The sequence below is a fragment of the Aquincola sp. J276 genome (assembly GCF_024700035.1).
In the GTDB taxonomy this organism is placed as follows: Bacteria; Pseudomonadota; Gammaproteobacteria; order Burkholderiales; family Burkholderiaceae_C; genus Aquincola; species Aquincola tertiaricarbonis.
Genome location: NZ_JAJONC010000001.1, coordinates 750,066 through 770,984 on the forward strand (window position 1 = coordinate 750,066; position 20,919 = coordinate 770,984).

The 20,919-nt window shown below is 71.8% G+C and carries 18 protein-coding genes; 10 read left to right on the forward strand and 8 right to left on the reverse strand.

Features of this window, described 5'->3' with window-relative positions:
* Nucleotides 1–21 precede the first annotated feature (21 nt).
* Nucleotides 22–1,425, forward strand: a complete 1,404-nt coding sequence (gene dbpA / locus LRS14_RS03590) for an ATP-dependent RNA helicase DbpA (protein ID WP_046115314.1) — start codon at nucleotides 22–24, stop codon at nucleotides 1,423–1,425.
* On the opposite strand, the gene LRS14_RS03595 is transcribed toward dbpA, so the two are convergent.
* Entirely contained in the window at nucleotides 1,400–4,018 is a 2,619-nt protein-coding gene (locus LRS14_RS03595; RefSeq protein WP_257798622.1) for an EAL domain-containing protein, read from the reverse strand. The two genes, dbpA and LRS14_RS03595, sit on opposite strands and share 26 nt — an antisense overlap.
* Nucleotides 4,019–4,254: 236 nt before the next feature.
* Here LRS14_RS03595 and LRS14_RS03600 point away from each other — a divergent pair, with 236 nt between their 5' ends.
* The 3 genes from LRS14_RS03600 to LRS14_RS03610 are packed head-to-tail and all read left to right on the forward strand — an operon-like array spanning nucleotide 4,255 to nucleotide 7,766.
* A complete protein-coding gene (locus LRS14_RS03600) occupies nucleotides 4,255–4,743 on the forward strand; it encodes a hypothetical protein (protein ID WP_257798623.1) in 489 nt (162 codons plus the stop codon).
* Nucleotides 4,736–5,326, forward strand: coding sequence for a methylamine utilization protein (locus LRS14_RS03605; protein ID WP_257798624.1), 591 nt, complete (start codon nucleotides 4,736–4,738; stop codon nucleotides 5,324–5,326). The genes LRS14_RS03600 and LRS14_RS03605 overlap by 8 nt, the downstream gene beginning before the upstream one ends.
* Nucleotides 5,327–5,369: 43 nt before the next feature.
* On the forward strand, nucleotides 5,370–7,766 hold the full coding sequence (locus LRS14_RS03610; RefSeq protein ID WP_257798625.1) for a bifunctional diguanylate cyclase/phosphodiesterase: 2,397 nt from the start codon (nucleotides 5,370–5,372) through the stop codon (nucleotides 7,764–7,766).
* Here the strand turns inward: LRS14_RS03610 and LRS14_RS03615 are convergent.
* Nucleotides 7,759–8,760, reverse strand: coding sequence for a cation diffusion facilitator family transporter (locus LRS14_RS03615; protein WP_257798626.1), 1,002 nt, complete (start codon nucleotides 8,758–8,760; stop codon nucleotides 7,759–7,761). The genes LRS14_RS03610 and LRS14_RS03615 overlap by 8 nt on opposite strands.
* Before the next feature lie 101 nt (nucleotides 8,761–8,861).
* On the opposite strand from LRS14_RS03615, the gene LRS14_RS03620 reads away from it, so the two are divergent.
* Nucleotides 8,862–9,986, forward strand: coding sequence for a S1C family serine protease (locus LRS14_RS03620; RefSeq protein ID WP_404977526.1), 1,125 nt, complete (start codon nucleotides 8,862–8,864; stop codon nucleotides 9,984–9,986).
* Nucleotides 9,987–10,068: 82 nt separating this feature from the next.
* Here LRS14_RS03620 and phnX read toward each other — a convergent pair whose 3' ends face one another.
* From phnX to LRS14_RS03650, 6 genes are read right to left on the reverse strand one after another with little or no spacing between them, the layout of a single operon-like run.
* Nucleotides 10,069–10,908: a phosphonoacetaldehyde hydrolase gene (gene phnX, locus LRS14_RS03625; protein WP_257798628.1), complete on the reverse strand. Its 840-nt coding sequence runs from the start codon at nucleotides 10,906–10,908 to the stop codon at nucleotides 10,069–10,071.
* Nucleotides 10,909–10,930: 22 nt separating this feature from the next.
* Entirely contained in the window at nucleotides 10,931–12,052 is a 1,122-nt protein-coding gene (locus LRS14_RS03630) for a TIGR03364 family FAD-dependent oxidoreductase (RefSeq protein ID WP_257798629.1), read from the reverse strand.
* 9 nt (nucleotides 12,053–12,061) lie between these two features.
* A complete protein-coding gene (locus tag LRS14_RS03635) occupies nucleotides 12,062–13,165 on the reverse strand; it encodes a 2-aminoethylphosphonate--pyruvate transaminase (RefSeq protein ID WP_257798630.1) in 1,104 nt (367 codons plus the stop codon).
* Nucleotides 13,166–13,178: 13 nt separating this feature from the next.
* Nucleotides 13,179–14,936: a putative 2-aminoethylphosphonate ABC transporter permease subunit gene (locus LRS14_RS03640; protein ID WP_404977527.1), complete on the reverse strand. Its 1,758-nt coding sequence runs from the start codon at nucleotides 14,934–14,936 to the stop codon at nucleotides 13,179–13,181.
* On the reverse strand, nucleotides 14,933–16,054 hold the full coding sequence (locus LRS14_RS03645; protein WP_257798631.1) for a putative 2-aminoethylphosphonate ABC transporter ATP-binding protein: 1,122 nt from the start codon (nucleotides 16,052–16,054) through the stop codon (nucleotides 14,933–14,935). The genes LRS14_RS03640 and LRS14_RS03645 overlap by 4 nt, the downstream gene beginning before the upstream one ends.
* 9 nt (nucleotides 16,055–16,063) lie before the next feature.
* On the reverse strand, nucleotides 16,064–17,101 hold the full coding sequence (locus tag LRS14_RS03650; RefSeq protein ID WP_046111255.1) for a putative 2-aminoethylphosphonate ABC transporter substrate-binding protein: 1,038 nt from the start codon (nucleotides 17,099–17,101) through the stop codon (nucleotides 16,064–16,066).
* A gap of 160 nt (nucleotides 17,102–17,261) precedes the next feature.
* Here LRS14_RS03650 and LRS14_RS03655 point away from each other — a divergent pair, with 160 nt between their 5' ends.
* From LRS14_RS03655 to LRS14_RS03675, 5 genes are all read left to right on the forward strand, one after another.
* Entirely contained in the window at nucleotides 17,262–17,963 is a 702-nt protein-coding gene (locus LRS14_RS03655; RefSeq protein ID WP_046111256.1) for a phosphonate utilization associated transcriptional regulator, read from the forward strand.
* Nucleotides 17,964–17,979: 16 nt separating this feature from the next.
* A complete protein-coding gene (locus LRS14_RS03660) occupies nucleotides 17,980–18,531 on the forward strand; it encodes a phosphonate degradation HD-domain oxygenase (protein WP_257798633.1) in 552 nt (183 codons plus the stop codon).
* The gene (locus LRS14_RS03665; RefSeq protein ID WP_232315247.1) at nucleotides 18,524–19,417 is read left to right on the forward strand and encodes a DMT family transporter; all 894 of its coding nucleotides are present in this window, start codon (nucleotides 18,524–18,526) and stop codon (nucleotides 19,415–19,417) included. Before LRS14_RS03660 ends, LRS14_RS03665 begins: the two co-directional genes overlap by 8 nt.
* A 74-nt stretch (nucleotides 19,418–19,491) precedes the next feature.
* Nucleotides 19,492–20,430 carry a phospholipase D-like domain-containing protein gene (locus LRS14_RS03670; RefSeq protein WP_257798635.1) on the forward strand — a complete coding sequence of 313 codons (939 nt, stop codon included), beginning with the start codon at nucleotides 19,492–19,494 and terminating at the stop codon, nucleotides 20,428–20,430.
* Nucleotides 20,379–20,897: a phospholipase D-like domain-containing protein gene (locus tag LRS14_RS03675; protein WP_257798636.1), complete on the forward strand. Its 519-nt coding sequence runs from the start codon at nucleotides 20,379–20,381 to the stop codon at nucleotides 20,895–20,897. The genes LRS14_RS03670 and LRS14_RS03675 overlap by 52 nt, the downstream gene beginning before the upstream one ends.
* The last annotated feature ends 22 nt before the right edge of the window (nucleotides 20,898–20,919 follow it).

The window sequence follows — 20,919 nt, forward strand, 5'->3', positions numbered from 1 at the left end:
CCGGGCTGCCGATAATCGCGCATGAACGCAACCCCCGATCCGGCCACCGATTTCTCGCGCCTGCCGCTGCCCCCGGCCGCGCTGGAGAACCTGCAGCGCCTGGGCTACACGGCCATGACGCCGATCCAGGCCGCCACGCTGCCGCTGGCGCTGGCCGGCCACGACCTCATCGCCCAGGCCAAGACCGGCAGCGGCAAAACGGCCGCCTTCGCGCTGGCGCTGCTGGCCAACCTGAATCCGCGCCGCTTCGCGGTGCAGTCGCTGGTGCTGTGCCCCACGCGCGAGCTGGCCGAGCAGGTGACGCAGGAGGTGCGGCGCCTGGCCCGCGCAGAAGACCACATCAAGGTGCTGACGCTGTGCGGCGGCAGCACCATGCGGCCGCAGCTGGCCAGCCTGGAGCATGGCGCGCACATCGTGGTGGGCACGCCCGGCCGCATCATGGACCACTTGGAACGCGGCAGCCTCGACCTGGAGGCGCTGAACACGCTGGTGCTCGACGAAGCCGACCGCATGCTGGACATGGGCTTCTTCGACGACATCGCGGTGGTGGCCAAGCACTGCCCGCCCAAGCGGCAGACGCTGCTGTTCTCCGCCACCTACCCGGAAGGCATCGCCAAGCTCAGCGCGCGCTTCATGCGCGAGCCCAAGGAGATCAAGCTGGCCGCGGTGCATGCGCCGACCAAGATCCGCCAGCGCTTCATCGAGGTGAGCGAGGAGCAGCGGCTGCATGCGGTGGGGCTGCTGCTCAACCACTACCGGCCGGTGAGCACGCTGGCCTTCTGCAACACCAAGCAGCAGTGCCGCGACCTGGTGGAGGTGCTGCGGGCGCAGGGCTTCTCGGCGCTGGAGCTGCACGGCGACCTGGACCAGCGCGACCGCGACCAGGTGTTCATCCGCTTCGCCAACCGCAGCTGCAGCGTGCTGGTGGCCACCGACATCGCCGCCCGCGGGCTGGACATCAGCCAGCTGGAGGCGGTGATCAACGTCGACATCACGCCCGACGTCGACACCCACACCCACCGCATCGGCCGCACCGGCCGGGCGGACGAAGAGGGGTGGGCCTTCAGCCTGGCCAGCCTGGACGAGATGGGCCGCGTGGGCCAGATCGAGGCGGCCGGCGGCTTCACCACCGAATGGCAGAAGCTCGACGAACTGACCGACGCCGACCCCGCCCACCCGCTGCGCCCGCCGATGGCCACGATCCAGATCATGGGCGGGCGCAAGGAGAAGATCCGCGCCGGCGACGTGCTGGGCGCGCTGACCAAGGACCTGGGCTACGCCGGCACGCAGATCGGCAAGATCAACATCAACGAGTTCTCCACCTACGTGGCGGTGCAGGCCGAGATCGCGCCGCAGGTGTGCCAGCGGCTGGCCGCGGGCAAGGTGAAGGGCAAGAGCGTCAAGGTTCGGCTGATGACGGACTGAGCGGCCACCCGCTGCCGGCCTTGCCCAGCCAGGCCTCCAGACCCGCCGGCGGCACCGGCCGCGACACCAGGTAGCCCTGCACCACCGGGCAGCCTTCGTCGGCCACGAAGCGGCGCTGGGCCTCGGTTTCCACGCCTTCGGCCACCACCGTCAGGCCCAGCGTCTTGCCGATGCGCAGGACCGACACGGTGAGCGCCCGCGCCAGGTCGTCATGCTCGATGTCCTGCACGAAGCTGCGGTCGAGCTTGAGCTCGCCGATGGGCAGCCGGTGCAGGTGGCTGAGGCTGGAGTAGCCGGTGCCGAAGTCGTCGAGCGACACCCGGATGCCCAGCCCATGCACCGCATGCACCGTGGCCAGCACCACCGGGTCCGGGTTGAGCATCACGCTTTCGGTCATCTCCACCGTCAGGTCGCCGGTCTTCAGCCCGTGGCGCGCCAGCAGCCGCTGCAGCACCTCGGGCAGGCCGGCGTCCAGGAAGTTGCTGGCCGACAGGTTGACCGCCACGCTGGGCACCGGCACGCCGCGGGCGCGCCAGTCGGCCATCTGCCGGCAGGCCTCGGCCAGCACCCAGCGGCCCAGCGTGTGCACCAGGCCGCATTCCTCGGCCAGGGCCACGAAGCGCACCGGCGGCACCATGCCCAGGCGCGGATGGGCCCAGCGCAGCAGCGCCTCCACGCCGCACAGCCGGCCGTCGTCGCTGGCCACCTTGGGCTGGTAGTGCAGGGCCAGGCCGCCGGCCGGGCCCAGGGCCTCGCGCAGGTCGGCCTCCAGCATCGCGCGTTCATGCGCCTCGCGGTTGAGCTCGGCGCTGAAGAAGCGGAAGCCGCCGCGCCGGTGCATCTTGGCCTGGTACATCGCCATGTCGGCATGGCGTATCAGGGTGTCGATGTCGGTGCCGTCTTCGGGGTACATGGCCACGCCCAGGCTGGCGCCGGGATGCAGCAGCACGCCGTGCACCGTCACCGGCTGCGCGAAGGCGGCCACCAGCCGTTCCACCGCGGCCACCGCGGCACCGCCGCCGCATTGCGGCAGCACCGCCACGAACTCGTCGCCCGAAAGCCGGCCGATGATGTCGCCGGTCCGGGCGCAGGCCTCCAGCCGGCGTGCCAGCTCGATCAGCAGGCCGTCGCCCACCACATGGCCGTGGGTGTCGTTCACCTGCTTGAAGCGGTCGAGGTCGACGAACACCACCGCCAGCGGCCAGCCATGGCGGCCGGCATCGTGCAGCGCCCGTTCCGTCTTGCCGCGCAGCAGGGCGCGGTTGGGCAGGCCGGTCAGCGCGTCGTAGAACGCCAGCTGGTGGATGTGGGCCTTGGTCCGTTCGCGCTCCAGGATCAGCGAGCACAGGTGCAGGCTCACGTCCACCAGGCGGCGGTGCAGCGCACTGGGCTCGCGCGGCTCGCGGTAATAGAAGGCGAAGGTGCCCAGCACCTGGCCGTCGCTGCTGCGGATGGGGCTGGACCAGCAGGCCGCCAGGCCCAGCGGCAGCGCCAGGTCGCGGAAGTGTTCCCACAGCGGATCGGTGGCGATGTCGCGCACCATCACCGGCGCATTGCGCCAGGCCGCGGTGCCGCAGGAGCCCACCTGGGGCCCGATGGCCACGCCGTTGATCTGCTGGCAGAAGTCGGCCGGCAGGCTGGGGCCGGCCAGGGTCTGCAGCCGCTGCTGCTCGTCCACCCGCAGGATGCTGGCCACCAGCTCGGGCGCGATGCGCTCCACCTCGCGGCACAGCAGCAGCATCAGCTCGTGCAGCGGCGCCTCGCGGGCCATCGCATCCAGCACGCGGAACTGCAGCACCTCGTGCAGCTTGGTCTGGGTGATGTCGGTGAGCACGCCCACGAAGTTGCACAGCCGGCCATGGGCATCGTGCACCGGATTGACCGCGGTGGAGACCCACAGCGGCCGGCCGTCCTTGGTGTAGGTGAGCAGCTCGCAGGAGAAGCTCTGCTCGGCCAGGTCGTCGGACATCAGCGCCTGCAGCATCGACGGATCGGTGTGCGGGCCGGCCAGCAGCTCGGTGGGACGGTGGCCCACCATCTCCTCCAGCCGGTAGCCGTACATGCGCAGGCAGCCGGCATTGGCAAACACCACGCGGCGGTCGGCGCTGGCCACGATGACGGCGATGTCGCTCTCGTCCACCGCGGTGGACAGCAGGCGCTGGCGCGCCAGCAGCTCATGCTGCTGCGAGGCGTCTCGCACGAAGGCGCAATACAGCACCCGCCCTTCGAACACCACCTGCGACACCGACATCGTCGCCTGCCGCCGGCTGCCGTCGGCCTGCTCGATGGGCACCTCCACCGTGGTGCCCACGATGCGGTTGCGGCCGGTGTGGCGGTGCGCATGCACGCCGGCGTCGTGACGGCTGCGCATCTCGTGCGGCATCAGCATGCGCACGTTGCGGCCCAGCACCTGGTCGCGGCGGTAGCCCCACAGCCGCTCCGCGGCGGCGTTGAACACCACCACGTCGTTGTGCTCGTCGATCAGCACCACGCCGTCGATGGCCTGTTCCAGCGTCTGCAACAGCAGCGAGCGCGCATCCTCCGGTGGTGCCGCCGCCACCGCGCTCACCTGCGCTGCATCACTGACATCCATCGTCGTCCGCCCCAACTCCGACCCGGGGCCCGGAAGGGCCGCTGCGGCTGTATCGGCGTCCCGGCCCGCCGGCGTGAGCGACGCCGCGCACGGAAACGTGGCGGATTTGGCGCGGCGCACCGCCGAAGTGCACGGCCGCGGCGGCAAACAGCGCCTGGAAGACCGGACTTATCGCGACCTACGGCCCCCGCCGGGCGCGGTCTACTGGCCGGGCCATGTCCTGCAGCAAGTTGCCCATGCCCGCCTCGACCCTGTTCCGCGCCGTGCCGGCGACCCTGATGCTGCTGGCGCTGGGCGCCTGCGGCAGCGCGCCCAAGGCGCCGCCCACCCTGTATGAACGGCTGGGCGGCACGCCGCAGCTGGAGCGGGTGGTGGAGCGGCTGGTGGACCGCGCGGCGACCGACCCGCTGGCACAGCAGGCGCTGGGCACCGGCGCGGGGGAGGCCGGCTGGCAGCCGCAGCCGCTCAAGCGCAGCCTGGTGCAGCAGCTGTGCCAGGTGGCCGGCGGCGGCTGCGTGGGCGAACCCGCCGCAGCCGGTGCCGCCGGCCTGAACATCAACGACAGCCGCTTCCGCCCGCTGGTGCTGCTGCTGCGCGAGGAGCTGGACCGCGCCCATGTGCCGCCCCGCGCCAAGGACGAGCTGCTGCGGGTGCTGTCGCCACGCCATCCGCTGCCGGGCCAGCGGCCGGCGCCGGCTGCCGACGGGGCGCACCGCCGTGCGTGAGGCCCTGCTCGGATGCGGGCTGCTGTGCAGCAGCGCCGCCGTGCTGGCTGCGCCGGTGACGGTGCAGGTGACCGACGGCACCGGCAAGCCGCTGGCCGAGGCGGTGGTGTACGTGCTGGTCAAGGGCCAGCCGCAGCACACCAGCAGCGCCACCGCCGAGATCGCCCAGCGCGAGCGGCAGTTCGTGCCCTCGGTCAGCGTGGTGCAGACCGGCACCGCCGTGAGCTTTCCCAATTTCGACACCGTGCGCCACCACGTCTATTCGTTCTCGCCGATCCGCAGCTTCGAGCTGAAGCTGTATGCCGGCACGCCTACGAGGCCGGTGGTGTTCGACAAGCCCGGCACCGCGGCCCTGGGCTGCAACGTGCACGACCGCATGACGGCCTGGGTGCATGTGGTGGACACGCCGCTGTTCGCCCGCACCGATGCCCGCGGCGAGGCCACGCTGGAGGTGCCCGCCGGCGCGCACCTGCTGCGCGGCTGGCATCCAGCCATGGGCGAGGCCGGCCTGCCGGCCGAGGCCGCGCTGCAGGTGGGTGGCGGTGCCCTGCGCGCCGCGCTGCGCCTGCCGGTGGGAGGCTGAGGTGTCGCGCTCGACAACGGCGGCCGGCCTGCCGGGGCGGCTCATGCGGTGGATCACGCGGCCGTATGCCAGGCGCCTGCAGTGGCGCATCGTGATGCTGTTCGTCGGCCTGCTGGTGGTGGTGCAGGCGGCCAGCTTCCTGGCCATCCGCCGCGACCTGGAGGTCAATGCGCGCGCCACCATCGCGCAGGAGCTGGCCACCGGCGAGAAGGTGCTGCGCCGCCTGCTGGCGGCCAATGCGCAGAACATCGCCGATGCCTCCACGGTGCTGGCGGCCGACTTCGGCTTCCGCGCCGCGGTGGCCAGCGGCGACCGCGCCACCGTGGCCGATGCGCTGGACAACCATGGCGCGCGCATCGGCGCCGAAGTGGCCTTCTATACCGATGCCGCCGGCCGCCTGGTGGCCGCCACCACCACGCATGGCGATGCCGCGGCGCGGGCCCTGTCCGGGCGCATGGCCGGCACGGCGCCGGCCGCCGACCTGAGCCTGGTGGCCGTCATCGACCAGCGGCCCTACCAGATCGTCACCGTGCCGGTGCGCGCGCCGCAGCTCATCGGCCATGTGGCGATGGGCTTCCCGGTGGGCAGCGCGCTGCTGCGCGACGTGGAACAGATCGCCGGCCTGCGCACCGCGCTGGCGGTGCGGGCCGAGGGCGCCGCCTGGCAGGTGCTGCCACCAGCCGATGCGGCGCCGGCCGACCACGACGAACTGGCCACGCAGGTGCGTGCGCTGGGCATGCCGTCGGCCGCGGCCACGGTGCTGCTGGAAGGCGAGCAGTACGCGATGCGGGTGGCCCCGCTGGGCCGCTCCGGCGGCACCGAGGCGGCGGTGCTGCTGCTGCAGTCGGTGGACGACGCGGTGGCGCCGTTCCGGCGGCTGCAGCTCATCCTGCTGGCCATCAGCGGCGCCGGCCTGGCGGTGTTCACCCTGGGCAGCATCTACACCGCGCGGCAGATCACGCGGCCGATCCAGGCCCTGTCGCGCAGTGCCGAGCGGCTGGGCGCCGGCGACTATGCGGTGCCGGTGGCGGTGCAGGCGCAGGACGAGGTGCGCGACCTGGCCCGCTCCTTCGAGGCCATGCGCCAGGGCCTGCAGCAGCGCGAGCAGGAGATCCGCCGCCTGGCGTACTGGGACACGCTCACCGGCCTGCCCAACCGGGCGCAATTCCACGGCGCGCTGCTGGCGCAACTGGCCAGCCGAAAGCCGCTGTCGGTGCTGATGCTGGACCTGGACCGCTTCAAGCATGTGAACGACGTGCTGGGCCATGCCTTCGGCGACCGGCTGCTGCGGCAGATCGCGGCGCGGCTGCGCAGCGGCGGCCTGGCCGAGCACGACCTGGTGGCCCGCCTGGGCGGCGACGAGTTCGCGGTGATGCTGCCCGGTGCCGATGCCGACACCGCCATCGACACCGCGCGCCGGCTGCGCACGCTGCTGGAGCAGCCGCTCACGCTGGACGACCACACCATCGACGTCAGCGCCGGCATCGGCATCGCCGCGCATCCGGCGCACGGCAGCGAGGCCGACACCCTGCTGGTGCGCGCCGAGATGGCCATGTACGCCGCCAAGTCGCAGCCCGCCCACGAGACCGGCGTGATGCTCTACAGCGCCGCCATCGATTCGTCGAGCGAGGCCTCGCTGTCGCTGCTGACCGAGCTGCGCGCCGCCGTGGCGCAGGACCAGCTGCGGCTGTACCTGCAGCCCAAGATCGCGATGGCCACCGGCGCGGTGGTGGGCGCCGAGGCCCTGGTGCGCTGGCAGCACCCGCTGCGCGGCATGATCCCGCCGATGCAGTTCATCCCGTTCGCGGAGCAGACCGGCTTCATCCGCGAGCTCACCGGCTGGATGATCGAGCGCTGCTCGATGCGCTATGCCGAGCTGCAGCGCCGCGGCATCGACCTGAAGTTCGCGATCAACCTCAGCACCCGGGACCTGCTGGACCAGCACCTGCCGGCCAAGATGGAGCGCCTGTTCGCCCGCGGCGGCGTGCAGCCGCAGGCGCTGTGCCTGGAGATCACCGAGAGCGCCATCATGGACGACCCCGAGCGCGCGCTGCAGACGCTGCAGCGCCTGCATGCCATGGGCCTGCGGCTGTCGATCGATGACTTCGGCACCGGCTACTCGTCGCTGGCCTACCTGAAGCAGCTGCCGCTGCATGAGCTGAAGATCGACCGCAGCTTCGTGATGGGCATGGAGACCGACCGCGCCGACCTGAAGATCGTGCGTTCCACCATCGACCTGGCCCACAACCTGGGCCTGACGGTGTGCGCCGAAGGCGTGGAGAACGCGCAGACCTGGGCCCTGCTGAAGGCCCTGCACTGCGACGAGGCCCAGGGCTACCTGATGGGCAAGCCGATGCCCGAGACCGACTTCGCCGGCTGGCTGCTGGACTGGCACGCGCCGCAGGCGCGGCTGCGCACCGAGTTCGCGCCCTTCATCTAGCCGGTGGCGGGGGCGTGTCGCCGCGGCGCGGCCACGGGTCCACGTGCGTCATCACCCGCAGCACGTCGTGGCGGGCCAGCACCGCGTCCCGCGCGGCCACGGCGATGTCGTGGCCCTGCTCCACGCTCAGGCTGCCGTCCACTTCCAGGTGCATGTCCACCACCAGCATGTCGCCCATCTTGCGGGTGCGCAGGTCGTGCACCGCATGCACGCCGGGCGTGGCGGCGGCGGTGCGGGTGATGGCTTCCACCTCCTCGGCGCTGGCGCCGCGGTCCATCAGGTCGGACAGCGCATTCCAGCCGAAGATCCAGCCCATGCGCGCGATCAGGAAGCCGACGATGGCCGCGGCGATCGGGTCGAGCAGCGGAAAGCCCATCAGGTTGCCCAGGATGCCCAGGCCCACCACCAGCGACGACGCGGCGTCCGAGCGCGCATGCCAGGCATTGCTCACCAGCAGGCTGGAGCGCACCCGCTTGGCCACCGCCAGCATGTAGCGGAACAGCCCCTCCTTGCACACCAGCGTGAAGGCGGCCACGCCCAGGGCCGCGACATGCACCTGCGGGATGTCGGCCGGCGCTTCCAGCTTGCGCAGCGCCGACCACAGCATGCCCACGCCCACCGCCAGCAGCAGCGCGCCCAGCACCAGCGAGCCGGCGTTCTCGAAGCGGGCATGGCCGTACGGATGGTCGTCGTCGGCCGCCTTGCGGCTGTGCTTGCCGGCCAGCAGCACCACGAAGTCGCTCACCAGGTCGGACAGCGAGTGCATCGCATCGGCCACCAGCGCCTGCGATTGCGCGAACAGGCCGACGAACAGCTGCAGCACGATCAGCACCGCATTGACGACGATGCTCACCCAGGTGCTGCGGTTGGCCGCGGCGGCCCGCTCGTCGGCGCCGTGCGCGCTGTCCTCCGGGTCGTCGCCGAACAGGGTGGCCGCCTGCTGGGCCTGCTCGGCGGTGTCGAGCCGGGGGTCTTCGGCGGGGCTGGCGTTCATGGCATGCAAGCGGACTGCGGGCCCCCAGCTTAGCGCCGCCGTGCTCGGGGAGAATGCCAGCCGCCCTGGCTCACACCGGCGCCTCGCGCGCCCGTCCCGTCATGACCCACCGCATGCCCAGCACCCTTCCCATCGCCGGCCGGCGCCTGCTGCTGCAACTCGGCGCCCTGGGCTGCCTCTCGGCCGCCGCAGGCCTGCCCGCCGCCGCCCGGCCCGAGGCCGCGCCGCGCACCGTGGCCCCGCGCGGCCCGCTGACCGCCGACGAGCTGAACAACATCGCCGTGTTCAAGGCCGTCTCGCCCTCGGTGGTGAACATCACCGCGCTGGGCGTGGAGCGCGACTTCTTCAGCCCGCGCGTGACCCAGGTGCCGCGCGGCACCGGCACCGGCTTCGTGTGGGACGAGGCGGGCCACATCGTCACCAATTTCCACGTCATCCAGGAGGCCTCGGGCGCCCGCGTGACGCTTTCGGACCAGAGCTCGCACAAGGCTTCGCTGGTGGGCGTGTTCCCCGACCGTGACCTGGCGGTGCTGAAGATCGAGGCGCCGCGGGGCAAGCTGCCGCCCATCGCGCTGGGCACCAGCAAGGACCTGCAGGTGGGCCAGAAGGTGTATGCGCTGGGCAATCCCTTCGGCCTGGACCAGACGCTGACCACCGGCATTGTCAGCGCGCTCAACCGCGAGATCGAATCGGTCACCCGCCGCACCATCCGCGGTGCCATCCAGACCGACGCGGCCATCAACCCGGGCAACTCCGGCGGCCCGCTGCTGGATTCGGCCGGCCGGGTGATCGGCGTCAACACGTCCATCTACAGCCCTTCGGGCGCCAGCGCCGGCATCGGCTTCGCCATTCCGGTGGACGAGGTCAACCGCATCGTGCCGCGGCTGATCCGCGACGGCCGCATGGTGCGGCCGGCCCTGGGCGTAACCGCCGGCCCGGAGAACATGGGCCGCGCGCTGGGCCTGCCCAAGGGCGTGCCGCTGGTCGGCGTGGCCCCGGGCGGCCCGGCGCAGAAGGCGGGGCTGCGGCCCTTCGCCCGCGGCGCGCAGGGCGGCATCGTGGCCGGCGACGTCATCCAGGCCATCGACGACACGCCGGTGGCCGACCTGGACGACATGCTCACCGAACTGGAGCGCCACCAGCCCGGCGACCGCGTGTCGCTGACGCTGTGGCGCGCCGGCGCGGTGCGCAAGCAGGCGGTGGTGCTGGCGGAGTCGGAGGACTGAGCATCGGGGGATGCCGGCCTGCTTGCCGACCGGCTCCAGCTTGAAGCCCGTGGGTACCGCCGGCATCGCGAAGGTCTTGCCGCTAGGTGGGCTGGACGGATTGGCCCTCCGGTCGCTCGCCGCGCAGCAGCCGCGCCTGGATGTCGTCGATCACCGGCAGCAACTCGGCCACGCTGTCGATCACGTAGTGCGCGCCGGCGGCCTGCAGGGCGGCGGTGGCGGCTTGGCGGCGGTCCTGCTGCTGCGCTTCGTCCAAGGCCTGCCACTCGGCCAGGGTCAGGCCGTTGGCATTGCCGCTGATGGCCAGGCCCACCGCCCAGGTGCCGGCGTGGCGGCCTTCCTCCAGGCCGACGCCGGTGTCGTCCACCTTCACCACCGTGTGCGGCGGCCACACGCCCAGGTCGGCGAAGGTGCGGTACATCATCAGCGGGCTGGGCCGGCCGGCGGCCAGGTCGCCGGCGCACACCAGGTTGTCCGGCACGTATCCGCCGCGGGCGGCGATCGGCGTCACCACCTCCATGATCGGCCGGTTGTAGCCGGTGGTGCTTCCGATCTTCAGGCCGCGTGCGCGCAGGGCATCCACCGTGGCCAGGGCGCCGGGAATGAAGCCGGCATGGTCGGGCACCACCGCGGCATTCATCGGCGTGAACACCTCGTACAGATGATCCGCGTCGGCATCGGTGAAGGGCCGGCCATGGCGGGCCTGCCATTGCGCGGCGATGCGCGGCAGCCGGCCCAGCGCCTGGATGTGGTCCCACTTGGCCATGCCCATCGGCCCGCGCGCCTCGGCGATGCTGATCTGCACCCCGAACTGCTCGAACAGGCGGACGAAGGCGCCCATCGGCGCGCAGGAGCCGAAGTCGATGATGGTGCCCGCCCAGTCGAAGACGACGGCGGTGAGCTGGGAGGAGGTAGGGTGCATGAGGGTTTCCAGGCGGTGCGGCTCACCAGGCGTCGAACACCTCTTCGGCGATGCCGAAGGCGGTGCTGGCGCCGGTGCCGCTGGTGACGACGACACGCCGCACGGCATCGCACGGCGCGTCGATCAGGCAATCGGTGTGGGGCGACGACACGTACTGGCCCAGCCAGCGTTCGGTCACGCGGCCCTCGGTCAGCCGCAGCAGGCGCCGCAGGTGGTGCAGGATCAGGGCCTCGACGTCGGCACTGGCGAAGGGCTCCGGCGCGGCGCCGTAATGGTGCGAATCGCCCACCACCAGGCTGCCGTCGGCGCTCTGCACCGCGATCAGGTGGATGCCGTGGGCCAGCGCGTCGGGCTCCTCCCGTTGCAGCTGCTGGCGCAGGGCCTGCGCGGCCGGCTGCGCGGCGAAGCCGCCGTAGCGCACCAGGCTCAGGTCGCCCATCACCGCGCCGGGCAGCTTGAAGCCCGCCTGCGGCTGCACCCGCAGCATCTGCAGCTGGCACAGGCGCAGGCCGTGCGGGGCCAGGCGCTCGGGCTGCAGGCTGGCCAGGTCGGTATGGGTGCACAGCACGATGCGCTCGGCCTGCAGCATGCCGCGGCCGGTGTGCAGCCGCGGCGCATCCACCTGCAGCACCGCCTCGTCGAAGCGGAAGACCACGCCATGTGCCTCGGCCAGCCAGCGCGTGAGCAGGCCGATGGCGGTGCGCGATTCCACGCGCAGCTCGTGCGGGCTGTGCAGCACCGCGGCGGCATCGGCCAGTGCCAGCGCATCGGCCCGGCGGGCGGCTTCGGCCGGGCTCATCAGGCTGCAGCCGTCGGCCATGTCGCCCTGCATGAACTGCTGCAGCACCTCGGCCGCCGCAGGCCGCCGGGCCACCAGCCACAGGCCCTGGTGCAGCACCGCGATGCCGGCCTGCGGCGCCACCTCGGCCCATAGGTCGCGCGCACGGCGGGCCCGGCGCCAGGTGTCACCGGCCGCCTGGCCGGTGACGGTGATGAAGCCGAAGTTGCGGATCGAGGCGCCCACGCAGGCCGCGTCCCGCTCGACCACGCACACCCGCCAGCCGCGGCGCGCGGCGGCGTACGCATGGGCCAGGCCGACGATGCCTGCGCCGACCACCACCACGTCGAAGTGCCGTGCTGCCATCGAGCGGCTTCAGGCGCGCAGGCCCATCGCGCGCATCGTGTGGCCCACCGCGTCCACCGCCTGCTGCATCTCCTTGCGGCCGATGGCGCCGATGCAGCCGACGCGGAAGGTGTCCACCTCGGTCAGCTTGCCGGGATACAGCAGGAAGCCCTGGGCCTTGGCGCTGGCGTAGAAGGCGCCGAAGTCGTAGCGCGCGTCGGCCGGCGCGAGGAAGGTGACGATGATGGGCGACAGGTGCTCGGGCGCCAGGAAGGTGCGCAGGCCCAGCGCCGCCATGCCGTCGGTCAGGGTGTCGAAGTTGCCGGTGTAGCGGGCCAGGCGGGCCGGCTGGCCGCCTTCCTCCTGGTACTGGGCCAGGGCCTCGGCCAGCGCCGCCACCACATGCGTGGGCGGCGTGAAGCGCCACTGGCCGGTGCGCTCCATGTAGGCATGCTGGTCGTGCAGGTCCATCGCCAGCGAATGGCTGTTGCCGGCGCATTCGGCCAGCACCTCCTTGCGCACGAAGACGAAGCCCATGCCGGGCACGCCTTCCAGGCACTTGCCGCTGGCGGCGATCAGCGCGTCGAAGCGGATCGCGCGGGCATCGATGGGCAGCGCTCCGAAGCTGCTCATCGCATCGACGATCAGCCGGCGGCCCAGGCGCTGGCACACCTCGGCCACCTCGGCCAGCGGGTTGACGATGCCGGTGCCCGTCTCGCAGTGGATCAGCCCCACGTGGGTGATGCTGCGGTCGGCCAGCAGCAGGGCCTCCAGCTCGGCGGGTGAGACGGGCAGGTGCTCCGCCCGCGTGCCCACCGTGGTGCGGCGGCCCATCAGCGTGGCCACCTTGCCCAGGCGCTTGCAGTAGGCGCCGTTGTCCAGCACCAGCAGGTGGCCGTCGCGTGGCACCACGGTGGCCACCGCCGCCTCCACGCTGAAGGTGCCGCTGCCCTGCAGGGGCACCACCGCATGGGTGTCATGGCCGTGCAGGATGTCGAGCAGGCCATGCCGCACGCGGGCGGTGAGGGCGTTGAAGTCGGCGTCCCAGGAGCCCCAGTCCTTGAGCATCGCCAGCTTGGTGCGCAGCGTGGTGGTCAGCGGGCCGGGGGTGAGCAGGATGTGGTCGCGGTCCATGGTGCAGGGTCGGTCAGGGGGCAGGGCGGCGCCAGGCCTGGGTGCGGCGGTCCACCCAGGTGCCCAGGGCCAGGTACAGCAGCGTGACGGTGCCGGACACCGCCACGATCAGCACCGCCATCGCCGCGGCGGCGCCGGTTTCGCCGGCTTCGTCCAGGTTGAGGATGGCCACCGAGGCCAGCCTGGTGTCGGGCGTGTAGAGGAACACCACGGCCGAGATGGTCGTCATCGCATTGACGAAGAAGTAGCGCGACACATCCAGCAGCGTGGGCAGGCAGATCGGCAGCGTGACCCGCCAGAAGGTCTTGTAGAACGGCACCTTGAGCGAGGCCGAGACCGACTCGAACTCGGGATCGATGGCCTTCAGCGCGGTGACCATCGTCAGGTGCCCGGTGGTGTAGAAGTGCACCACGGTGCACAGCACCAGCAGCGCGCCGGTCTGGTAGAGGCCGTGCAGCGGATTGGCCGGCGCATTGAAGAAGAAGATGGTGCCCAGGCCCAGCACCAGCCCGGGCACGGCCATCGGCAGCAGGGCCATCAGCCGCACCGCCGGCCGCGCCCAGCCCAGGCCGCGCGTCTTCTCCAGCAGGTAGGCGCCGACGAACACCAGCACCGGCCCGATCACCGCGGTGCCGGCGGCCAGCTTCAGGCTGTTGAACAGGGCATCGCCCAGCTCGGCGTCGACGATGCCGGCGATGTAGTGGTCCAGGCTGGGCGCCAGGTTGTAGGGCCACAGCTTGGCGAACGAGGCGAACACCGCCATGCCGAACATCGCCAGCATCAGTGCCGCCACGGTCATGCAGAAGGCCGTCATCGCCGCATCGAAGCCACGCGCCGGCCGTGGCACCAGGGCCACCGCGCGGGCGCCCAGCATGGCCGTCTGGCGCCGCTGCACCAGGCCGTCCACCGCGAAGCTGAGGGCGGCCGGGGCCAGCAGCAGCAGCGCCACCACCGCGCCGCGCTGGAAGTCCTGCTGGCCGATCACCAGCTTGAACACGTCGGTGGCCAGCACGTTGAAATTGCCGCCCACCACCTTCGGGATGCCGAAGTCGGTGATGACCAGCGTGAAGGTGACCAGGCCTGCCGAGACCAGGCCGTAGCGCGCCCCCGGCAGCGTGATGGTGAGGAACTTGCGCAGGGTGGAGGTGCCCATCGCATCGGCCGCCTCGTACAGCCGGGCATCGGCCATGGCCAGCGCGCTGACCAGGATCATCAAGGTATGCGGGAACACCGCGAAGCATTCGGCCAGCACGATGCCCGGCGCGCCGTACAGGCCGCTGAAGCCCAGCCCCAGCCAGAAGTCCTTGGCCAGGCCCTGGTTGCCGAACCAGTAGATCAGCGAGATGGCCGACAGCAGCGAAGGCGCCAGCAGCGGCAGCAGCGTGATGCTGCGCAGCAGGCCCTTGGCCGGCATGCAGCTGCGGGTGAGCGCATAGGCGAAGGTGAAGGCCAGCGGCAGCACGATGAGCGTGACCAGGCCCGAGACCCAGAGGCTGTTGAGCAGGCTTTGCCGCAGCGCGGGCGAGGCCAGGTAGGCGCCGAAGTGCACCCAGCGCGACGCCGGGGCCGCGGCCCCATCGCCGGGCTGGAAGGCCTGCGATAGCAGGGCCGCGAGCGGCCCCAGCAGCCCGGCGGCCAGCACCAGCGCCACCAGCAGCAGGCCGGCCTGCGAGAGCCGGTCGGTCCAGTGCATGCGCTGGCGAGGCGCTGCTGCGGCCGTGCGGGCAGGAGCGGCGGCAAGCACGGGCAGGGCCATCGGCGGCGTGCTCATGCGGCCGCGCCGGCGGAAGACGTGGCCGGGAACACCCGCAACCGGTCGGTGCGCAGGGCAAAGCGCAGGGCCGCGCCTTCACGCACGCCGAACTCCTCCATCTGGTTGAGCGAGAACTGCAGCTGCACCGGCTGGCCCGGCAGGCCGTCCACCGCCATTTCGGCCAGGCAGTTGCTGCCGGCGAATTCGATGCGCTGCACCGTGCCGCTGCAGGCGCCCGGGTGGGCCGCGTCGAAGCCTTCGACGAGGCGGTCTTCCGGCCGCAGGTACAGCGCCACCGGCGCGCCGGGGCGGAACCCGGCGGCCTGGCCCGGCGGGCACTGCAGCCGCAGCGCGCCGGCGCGGAACCAGCGGTCGCCCTCGGCCACCGCCTGCAGCCGGCTGGCCTTGCCGACGAAATCGGCGACGAAAGGCGTGGCCGGTTCGCGGTACACCTGCATCGGCGTGCCCACCTGCTCGATCACGCCATGGTTCATCACCACGATGCGATCGGCCACCGACATGGCTTCCTCCTGGTCGTGCGTGACCATGATGGTGGTGACGCCCAGCTGCCGCTGCAGCGCGCGGATCTCCTTGCGCAGCCGCAGCCGCACGATGGCGTCCAGCGCCGACAGCGGCTCGTCCAGCAGCAGCAGCCCGGGCGAAGTGGCCAGCGCACGCGCCAGCGCCACCCGCTGCTGCTGGCCGCCCGACATCTGCGCCGGGTACTTGCCGCCGCTGCCCGGCAGGCCCACCAGCGCCAGCAGTTCTTCCACCCGCGCGGCCACGGCGGCCCGGGGCTGGCGGCGGTTCACCAGCCCGTAGGCCACGTTGTCGGCAATGCTCAGGTTGGGGAACAGCGCATACGACTGGAACACGATGCCGTAGTCGCGGTCGGCCGGCGGCAGGGCGGAGATGTCGCGCCCGGCCTGCACGATGCGGCCCACGTCGTGCTGCTCCAGCCCCGCGATGATGCGCAGCAGCGTGGTCTTGCCGCAGCCCGAAGGGCCGAGGAAGCACACGAACTCGCCGCGGCGGATCTGCAGGTCGACGTCGCTCAGCGCCTGGAAGGCGCCGAAGCGCTTGCCCACGCCTTCGAGCTGCAGGTAGGGCAGGGCTTCGTCGTACAGGGTGGCCACGGCAGCAGCCTACTTCTTCGCTTCGCTCTTGGCGTCGTAGCGCTTGGACCATTCCGTGAGGATGGCGTCGCGCTGCGCGGCGGCGTAGTTGAAGTCCATCTTGATCAGCCGCGACTCGTAGTCGGCCGGGATGTGCTCCAGCTTGGGCGCCACGCCCGGCTGCGCGGTGAGCGCGAAGTTCTTGCCGTAGAGCACCATCGCGTCCTTGCTGGAAGCCCAGTCGGCCAGCTTCCTGGCGGCGGCCAGGTTCTTCGTCCCCTTGTGGATGCCGAAGGACTCCAGGTCCCAGCCCAGGCCTTCCTTCGGGAACACCAGCTCGATGGGCGCGCCCTTGGCCTTGTTGGTGTAGCCGCGGTATTCCAGCGAGATGCCGGCCACGTACTCACCGGCAGCGGCCATGTTGCAGGGCTTGGAGCCGCTGTGCGTGTACTGCGCGATGTTCTCGTGCAGCGCGTCCATGTACTTCCAGCCGCCGCCCTTGCCGCCGTCGTCGCCCCACATCTGCAGCCAGGCCACCACGTCGAAGTAGCCGGTGCCCGAGGAGGCCGGGTTGGGCATCACCACCTGGCCCTTGAACTCGGGCCGGGTGAGGTCCTTCCAGCTGGTGGGCAGCGGGATGTTGCGCTTCTTCGCCTCCACGGTGTTGAAGCACACCACCGCGCCGAAGACGTCCATGCCCCACCAGGCCGGCGGGTTCTTGGCGTCGCGGTACTTGGCCATGATGGCGTCGAGGTTCATCGGCGCATAGGGCTCCAGCATGCCGTTGCGGTCGAGCAGGGCCAGGCTGGAGGCGGCCACGCCCCACACCACGTCGGCCTGCGGATTGGCCTTCTCGGCCAGCAGCTTGGCGGTGACGACGCCAGTGGAGTCGCGCACCCACTTGATCTCGATGTCGGGGTGGGCCCTGTTGAAGGCCTGCTGGTAGGCCTTGAGCTGGTCGGTCTCCAGCGCGGTGTACACCGTCAGCTGCGTCTTGTCGGCCGCCTGGGCGGCAGCCACCATCAGCAGCCCGGCCACCGCGGCCATCATCGTCTTGCGGAAACCCATGCTTGAACCCCTTGCGTCGGTTGGTGCGAATGGCCGGTTTATGTCTTGGCAACGTGACAAGCGCATGAATCGCGGCGTCAGCAAGAACAAGGCCAACGAAAGATCGCTGATTGACGATTGAAGATTGTCGACAATCAGCCGGCTCGGGCATACTTTGGCCATGACCGACAGCGCCGCCGCACCGCCGCATCCCACCATCGCCCAATTGCAGGGCACGTCACTGGCCGACCTGGTGCAGGCCGAGCTCGAGCGGCTGATCCTGCAAGGCGTGCTGGCCCCTGGCGACAAGCTCACCGAGGCTGCGCTGGCCGCGCAGCTCGGTGTCTCGCGCGGGCCGCTGCGCGAGGCCTTTCGCCGGCTGGAGGAAGCCGGCCTGGTGCGCACCGAGAAGAACCGCGGCGTGTTCGTGCGCAGCCCGCCGATCGACGAGGTGCTGGAGATCTTCGAGGTGCGCGCGATGATGGACCAGTACATCGGCCGCAAGCTGGCGCAGTCCCTGGGCACGGCGCAGGTGCGCGAGCTGCGCCGCATGGCCGACGAGATGGACCGCGCCGCCAAGGCCGGCGATGCCGACACCTTCCATGCCAGCAACCTGCAGTTCCACGACCGGCTGCTGGCGCTGGCCGGCAACCAGAAGCTGGCCGCCACCTACCGCAAGCTCACCAAGGAGCTGACGCTGCACCGCAGGCAGAACCTGTCGGGCGAATCGATGGCGGTGTTCGCACGCGAGCACAAGCAGATCGTCAAGGCCATCGCCTCCGGCGACGCGGAGGCGGCCGGCGAGGCCATGTTCCGCCATGTGATGAACAGCCGCGAGCGCACGCTGCACAAGCACCTGCAGCAGCAGGCGGCGGCGGCCTGAGGCAGGACAGCGCAGCATGGCCCTGACGCTGGAAGACATCGAGGCGGTGTTCGCGGCCCGCGGTGCCGAGCAGTACGCCGGCGAGCCGGTGACGCAGCAGGAACACGCGCTGCAGGCCGCCTGGCTGGCCGAGCAGGCCGGTGCCGACGACGAACTGGTCACGGCCGCGCTGCTGCACGACCTGGGCCACCTGCTGGCCGACCACGGCGCCACGCCCACGCTGCGCGGCATCGACGACCTGCACCAGTACCTGGCGCTGCCCTTCCTGCGCCCGCTGTTCGGTGAACGGGTGCTGGACGCCATCGCCCGCCATGTGGATGCCAAGCGCTACCTGTGCGCGGTGCGGCCGGGCTACCACGCGGCGCTGTCCACCGATTCGCAGCGCAGCCTGCGGCTGCAGGGCGGCGTGTTCGACGCTGCGCAGGCGCAGGCCTTCATCGCCCAGCCGCATGCGCAGGAAGCGGTGGCGCTGCGGCTATGGGACGACGCGGCCAAGGCGCCCGGCCTGGCCACGCCGCCGCTGGCGCATTACCTGGCCCGGGCGCGCCGCTGCGCCGCCGGTGGCTGAGGCAGCACCGCTGCTGCCGGGTGCCCTGGGCGGCGGCGTGCTGGCCGCGGTGCTGTGCGGCGCCGCGCTGCATGCCAGCTGGAACGCGCTGATCAAGTCGGCCGCCGACAAGTCGCTGGACACCGCGCTGATCCATGCGCTGGGCCCGGTGATCGCGCTGCCGCTGCTGCTGTTCACCGGCCTGCCGCCGGCCGCGGCCTGGCCGTACATCGGCCTGTCCGCGCTGATCCACATCGGCTACTACGTGGCCCTGGCCAGTGCCTACCGGCATGGCGACCTGGGCCTGACCTATCCGCTGATGCGCGGCGGCGCGCCGCTGCTGGTGGCCGTGGGCGGGCATGCGCTGATCGGCGAGGGGCTGTCGGCCACCGCCTGGGCTGGCGTGGCCACCGTGAGCGTGGGCGTGGTGCTGCTGGGCCTGGCGCGCAGCGGCCACACCGGACCGGAGGCCCAGCGCCGCAAGGCCATGCGAATGGCGCTGTTCAACGCGGCCATCATCGCCGCCTACACGGTGGTGGACGGCCTGGGCGTGCGCGCCAGCGGGCATGCCGGCGCCTACGTGGCCGCGCTGTTCCTGTTCGATGGCCTGCCGTACTTCGCCCTGGTGATGTGGCAGCGCCGCGCCGACCTGCCGGCCGCGCGCCGCTACATGGCGCGGCGCTGGCCGGTGGCCGCGCTGGGCACCGCGGCCTCGCTGGGCAGCTACGGGATCGCGCTGTGGGCCATGACCCGCGCGCCGGTGGCCGCCGTGGCGGCACTGCGCGAAACCTCGGTGCTGTTCGCGGCGCTGCTGGGCACCTGGCTGCTGCGCGAGCCCTTCGGCTGGCAACGCGCGGCCGGCACCGCCATCATCGTGGCCGGGGTGATGGCGCTGCGGCTGGGTTAGCCCACTGCGGCGCGGCCGCCAGGGCGGCTATCCTGCGGGGCGTTGTCGTCGTCCACGGAGTGCCACCACCGCCGATGCTGCCGGTCCTCACGCTTGCCCATTGGCTGAGCCTGCACGGCCTGGTCACCGTGATCGCGCTGCTGATCTACGTGATCACCGCCCATGTGCTGGGTCAGCGGCGCCAGCCGGCCGCCGCCGTGGCCTGGGTGCTGTTCATCCTGCTGGTGCCTTACCTGGCGCTGCCCGGCTTCCTCATCTTCGGCTCGCGCAAGCGCACCCGGCCGGTGCGGCTGGCCGGCGCCCATCCGGTGGGCGAGGCCACCAGCTGGGCCGAGCGGACCGCGCTGGCACTGCGCCAGCCGGCTGCGGCACCGTATGCGGACCTGGCCATCCATGCCGACGGCGCGGCGGCCCGCGGCGCGCTGTGGGAGGTGATCGACCAGGCCCGCCATTCCATCGACCTGTGCACCTTCATCATCGGCCGCGATGCCTTCGGCCAGGCGGTGGTGGAGCGGCTGGCCGCGCGGGCGCGTGCCGGCGTCACCGTGCGGCTGATGCTCGATGGCCTGGGGGCGCTGATGGGCGGCCGGCCCGAGCTGGAAGTGCTGAAGGCCGCGGGCGGCCATTCGGTGCAGTTCGTGCCGCCGCTGCATTCACCGCTGAAGGGCCGCACCAACCTGCGCAACCACCGCAAGCTGCTGGTGGCCGATGCCGGCCTGCCGACGCAGCGGCTGTGGTGCGGCGGGCGCAACCTGGCCAGCGAGTACTTCGACGGCGAACCCGGCAGGCCCGCCTGGCACGACCTCAGCTTCGACCTGCGCGGCCCCTTCGTGCAGCAGGCCAGCGCGCTGTTCCGCCACGACTGGCGCTTTGCCGGCGGCCGGCCGCGGCTGCCCGCGCCGGCGCTGCCTGCCTTGCCGCCCCCGGGCCCGGCCCGCAGTGCGGCGCCCGGGCGCAGATGGTGGCCAGCGGGCCCGACCAGCTGGACGACACCATCCAGTCGATGCTGGTGACGGCCGCCTACCGCGCCCGCAGCCGGCTGATGATGGTCACGCCGTACTTCGTGCCCGACTCGTCCCTGCTGGCCGCGCTGTGCCTGGCGGCCCGCCGCGGCGTGGTGGTGGACCTGCTGCTGCCGGCCCGCTCCAACCACCGCATGTCCGACATCGCCCGCGGCCGCGCGCTGCGGGCCCTGGCCGCCGCCGGTGCACGGCTGTGGCTCACGCCGCACATGCTGCATGCCAAGCTGGTGGTGGTGGACGAGGTGCTGGCCCTGGCCGGCTCGGCCAACATCGACAGCCGCAGCCTGTTCCTCAACTACGAGCTGATGGTGGCCTTCCACGACCAGCCGGCCATCGCCGCCTTCGCCCAGTGGTTCGAGCACGAACGCCGCCTGGCCCGGGCGCACCTGCCGCGCAAGGCCGGGCTGCTGCGCGACGTGGGCGAGGGCCTGGTGCTGTGGGTGGGCTTCCAGCTGTAGGGCGTCGCATGGCCGGCTGGTA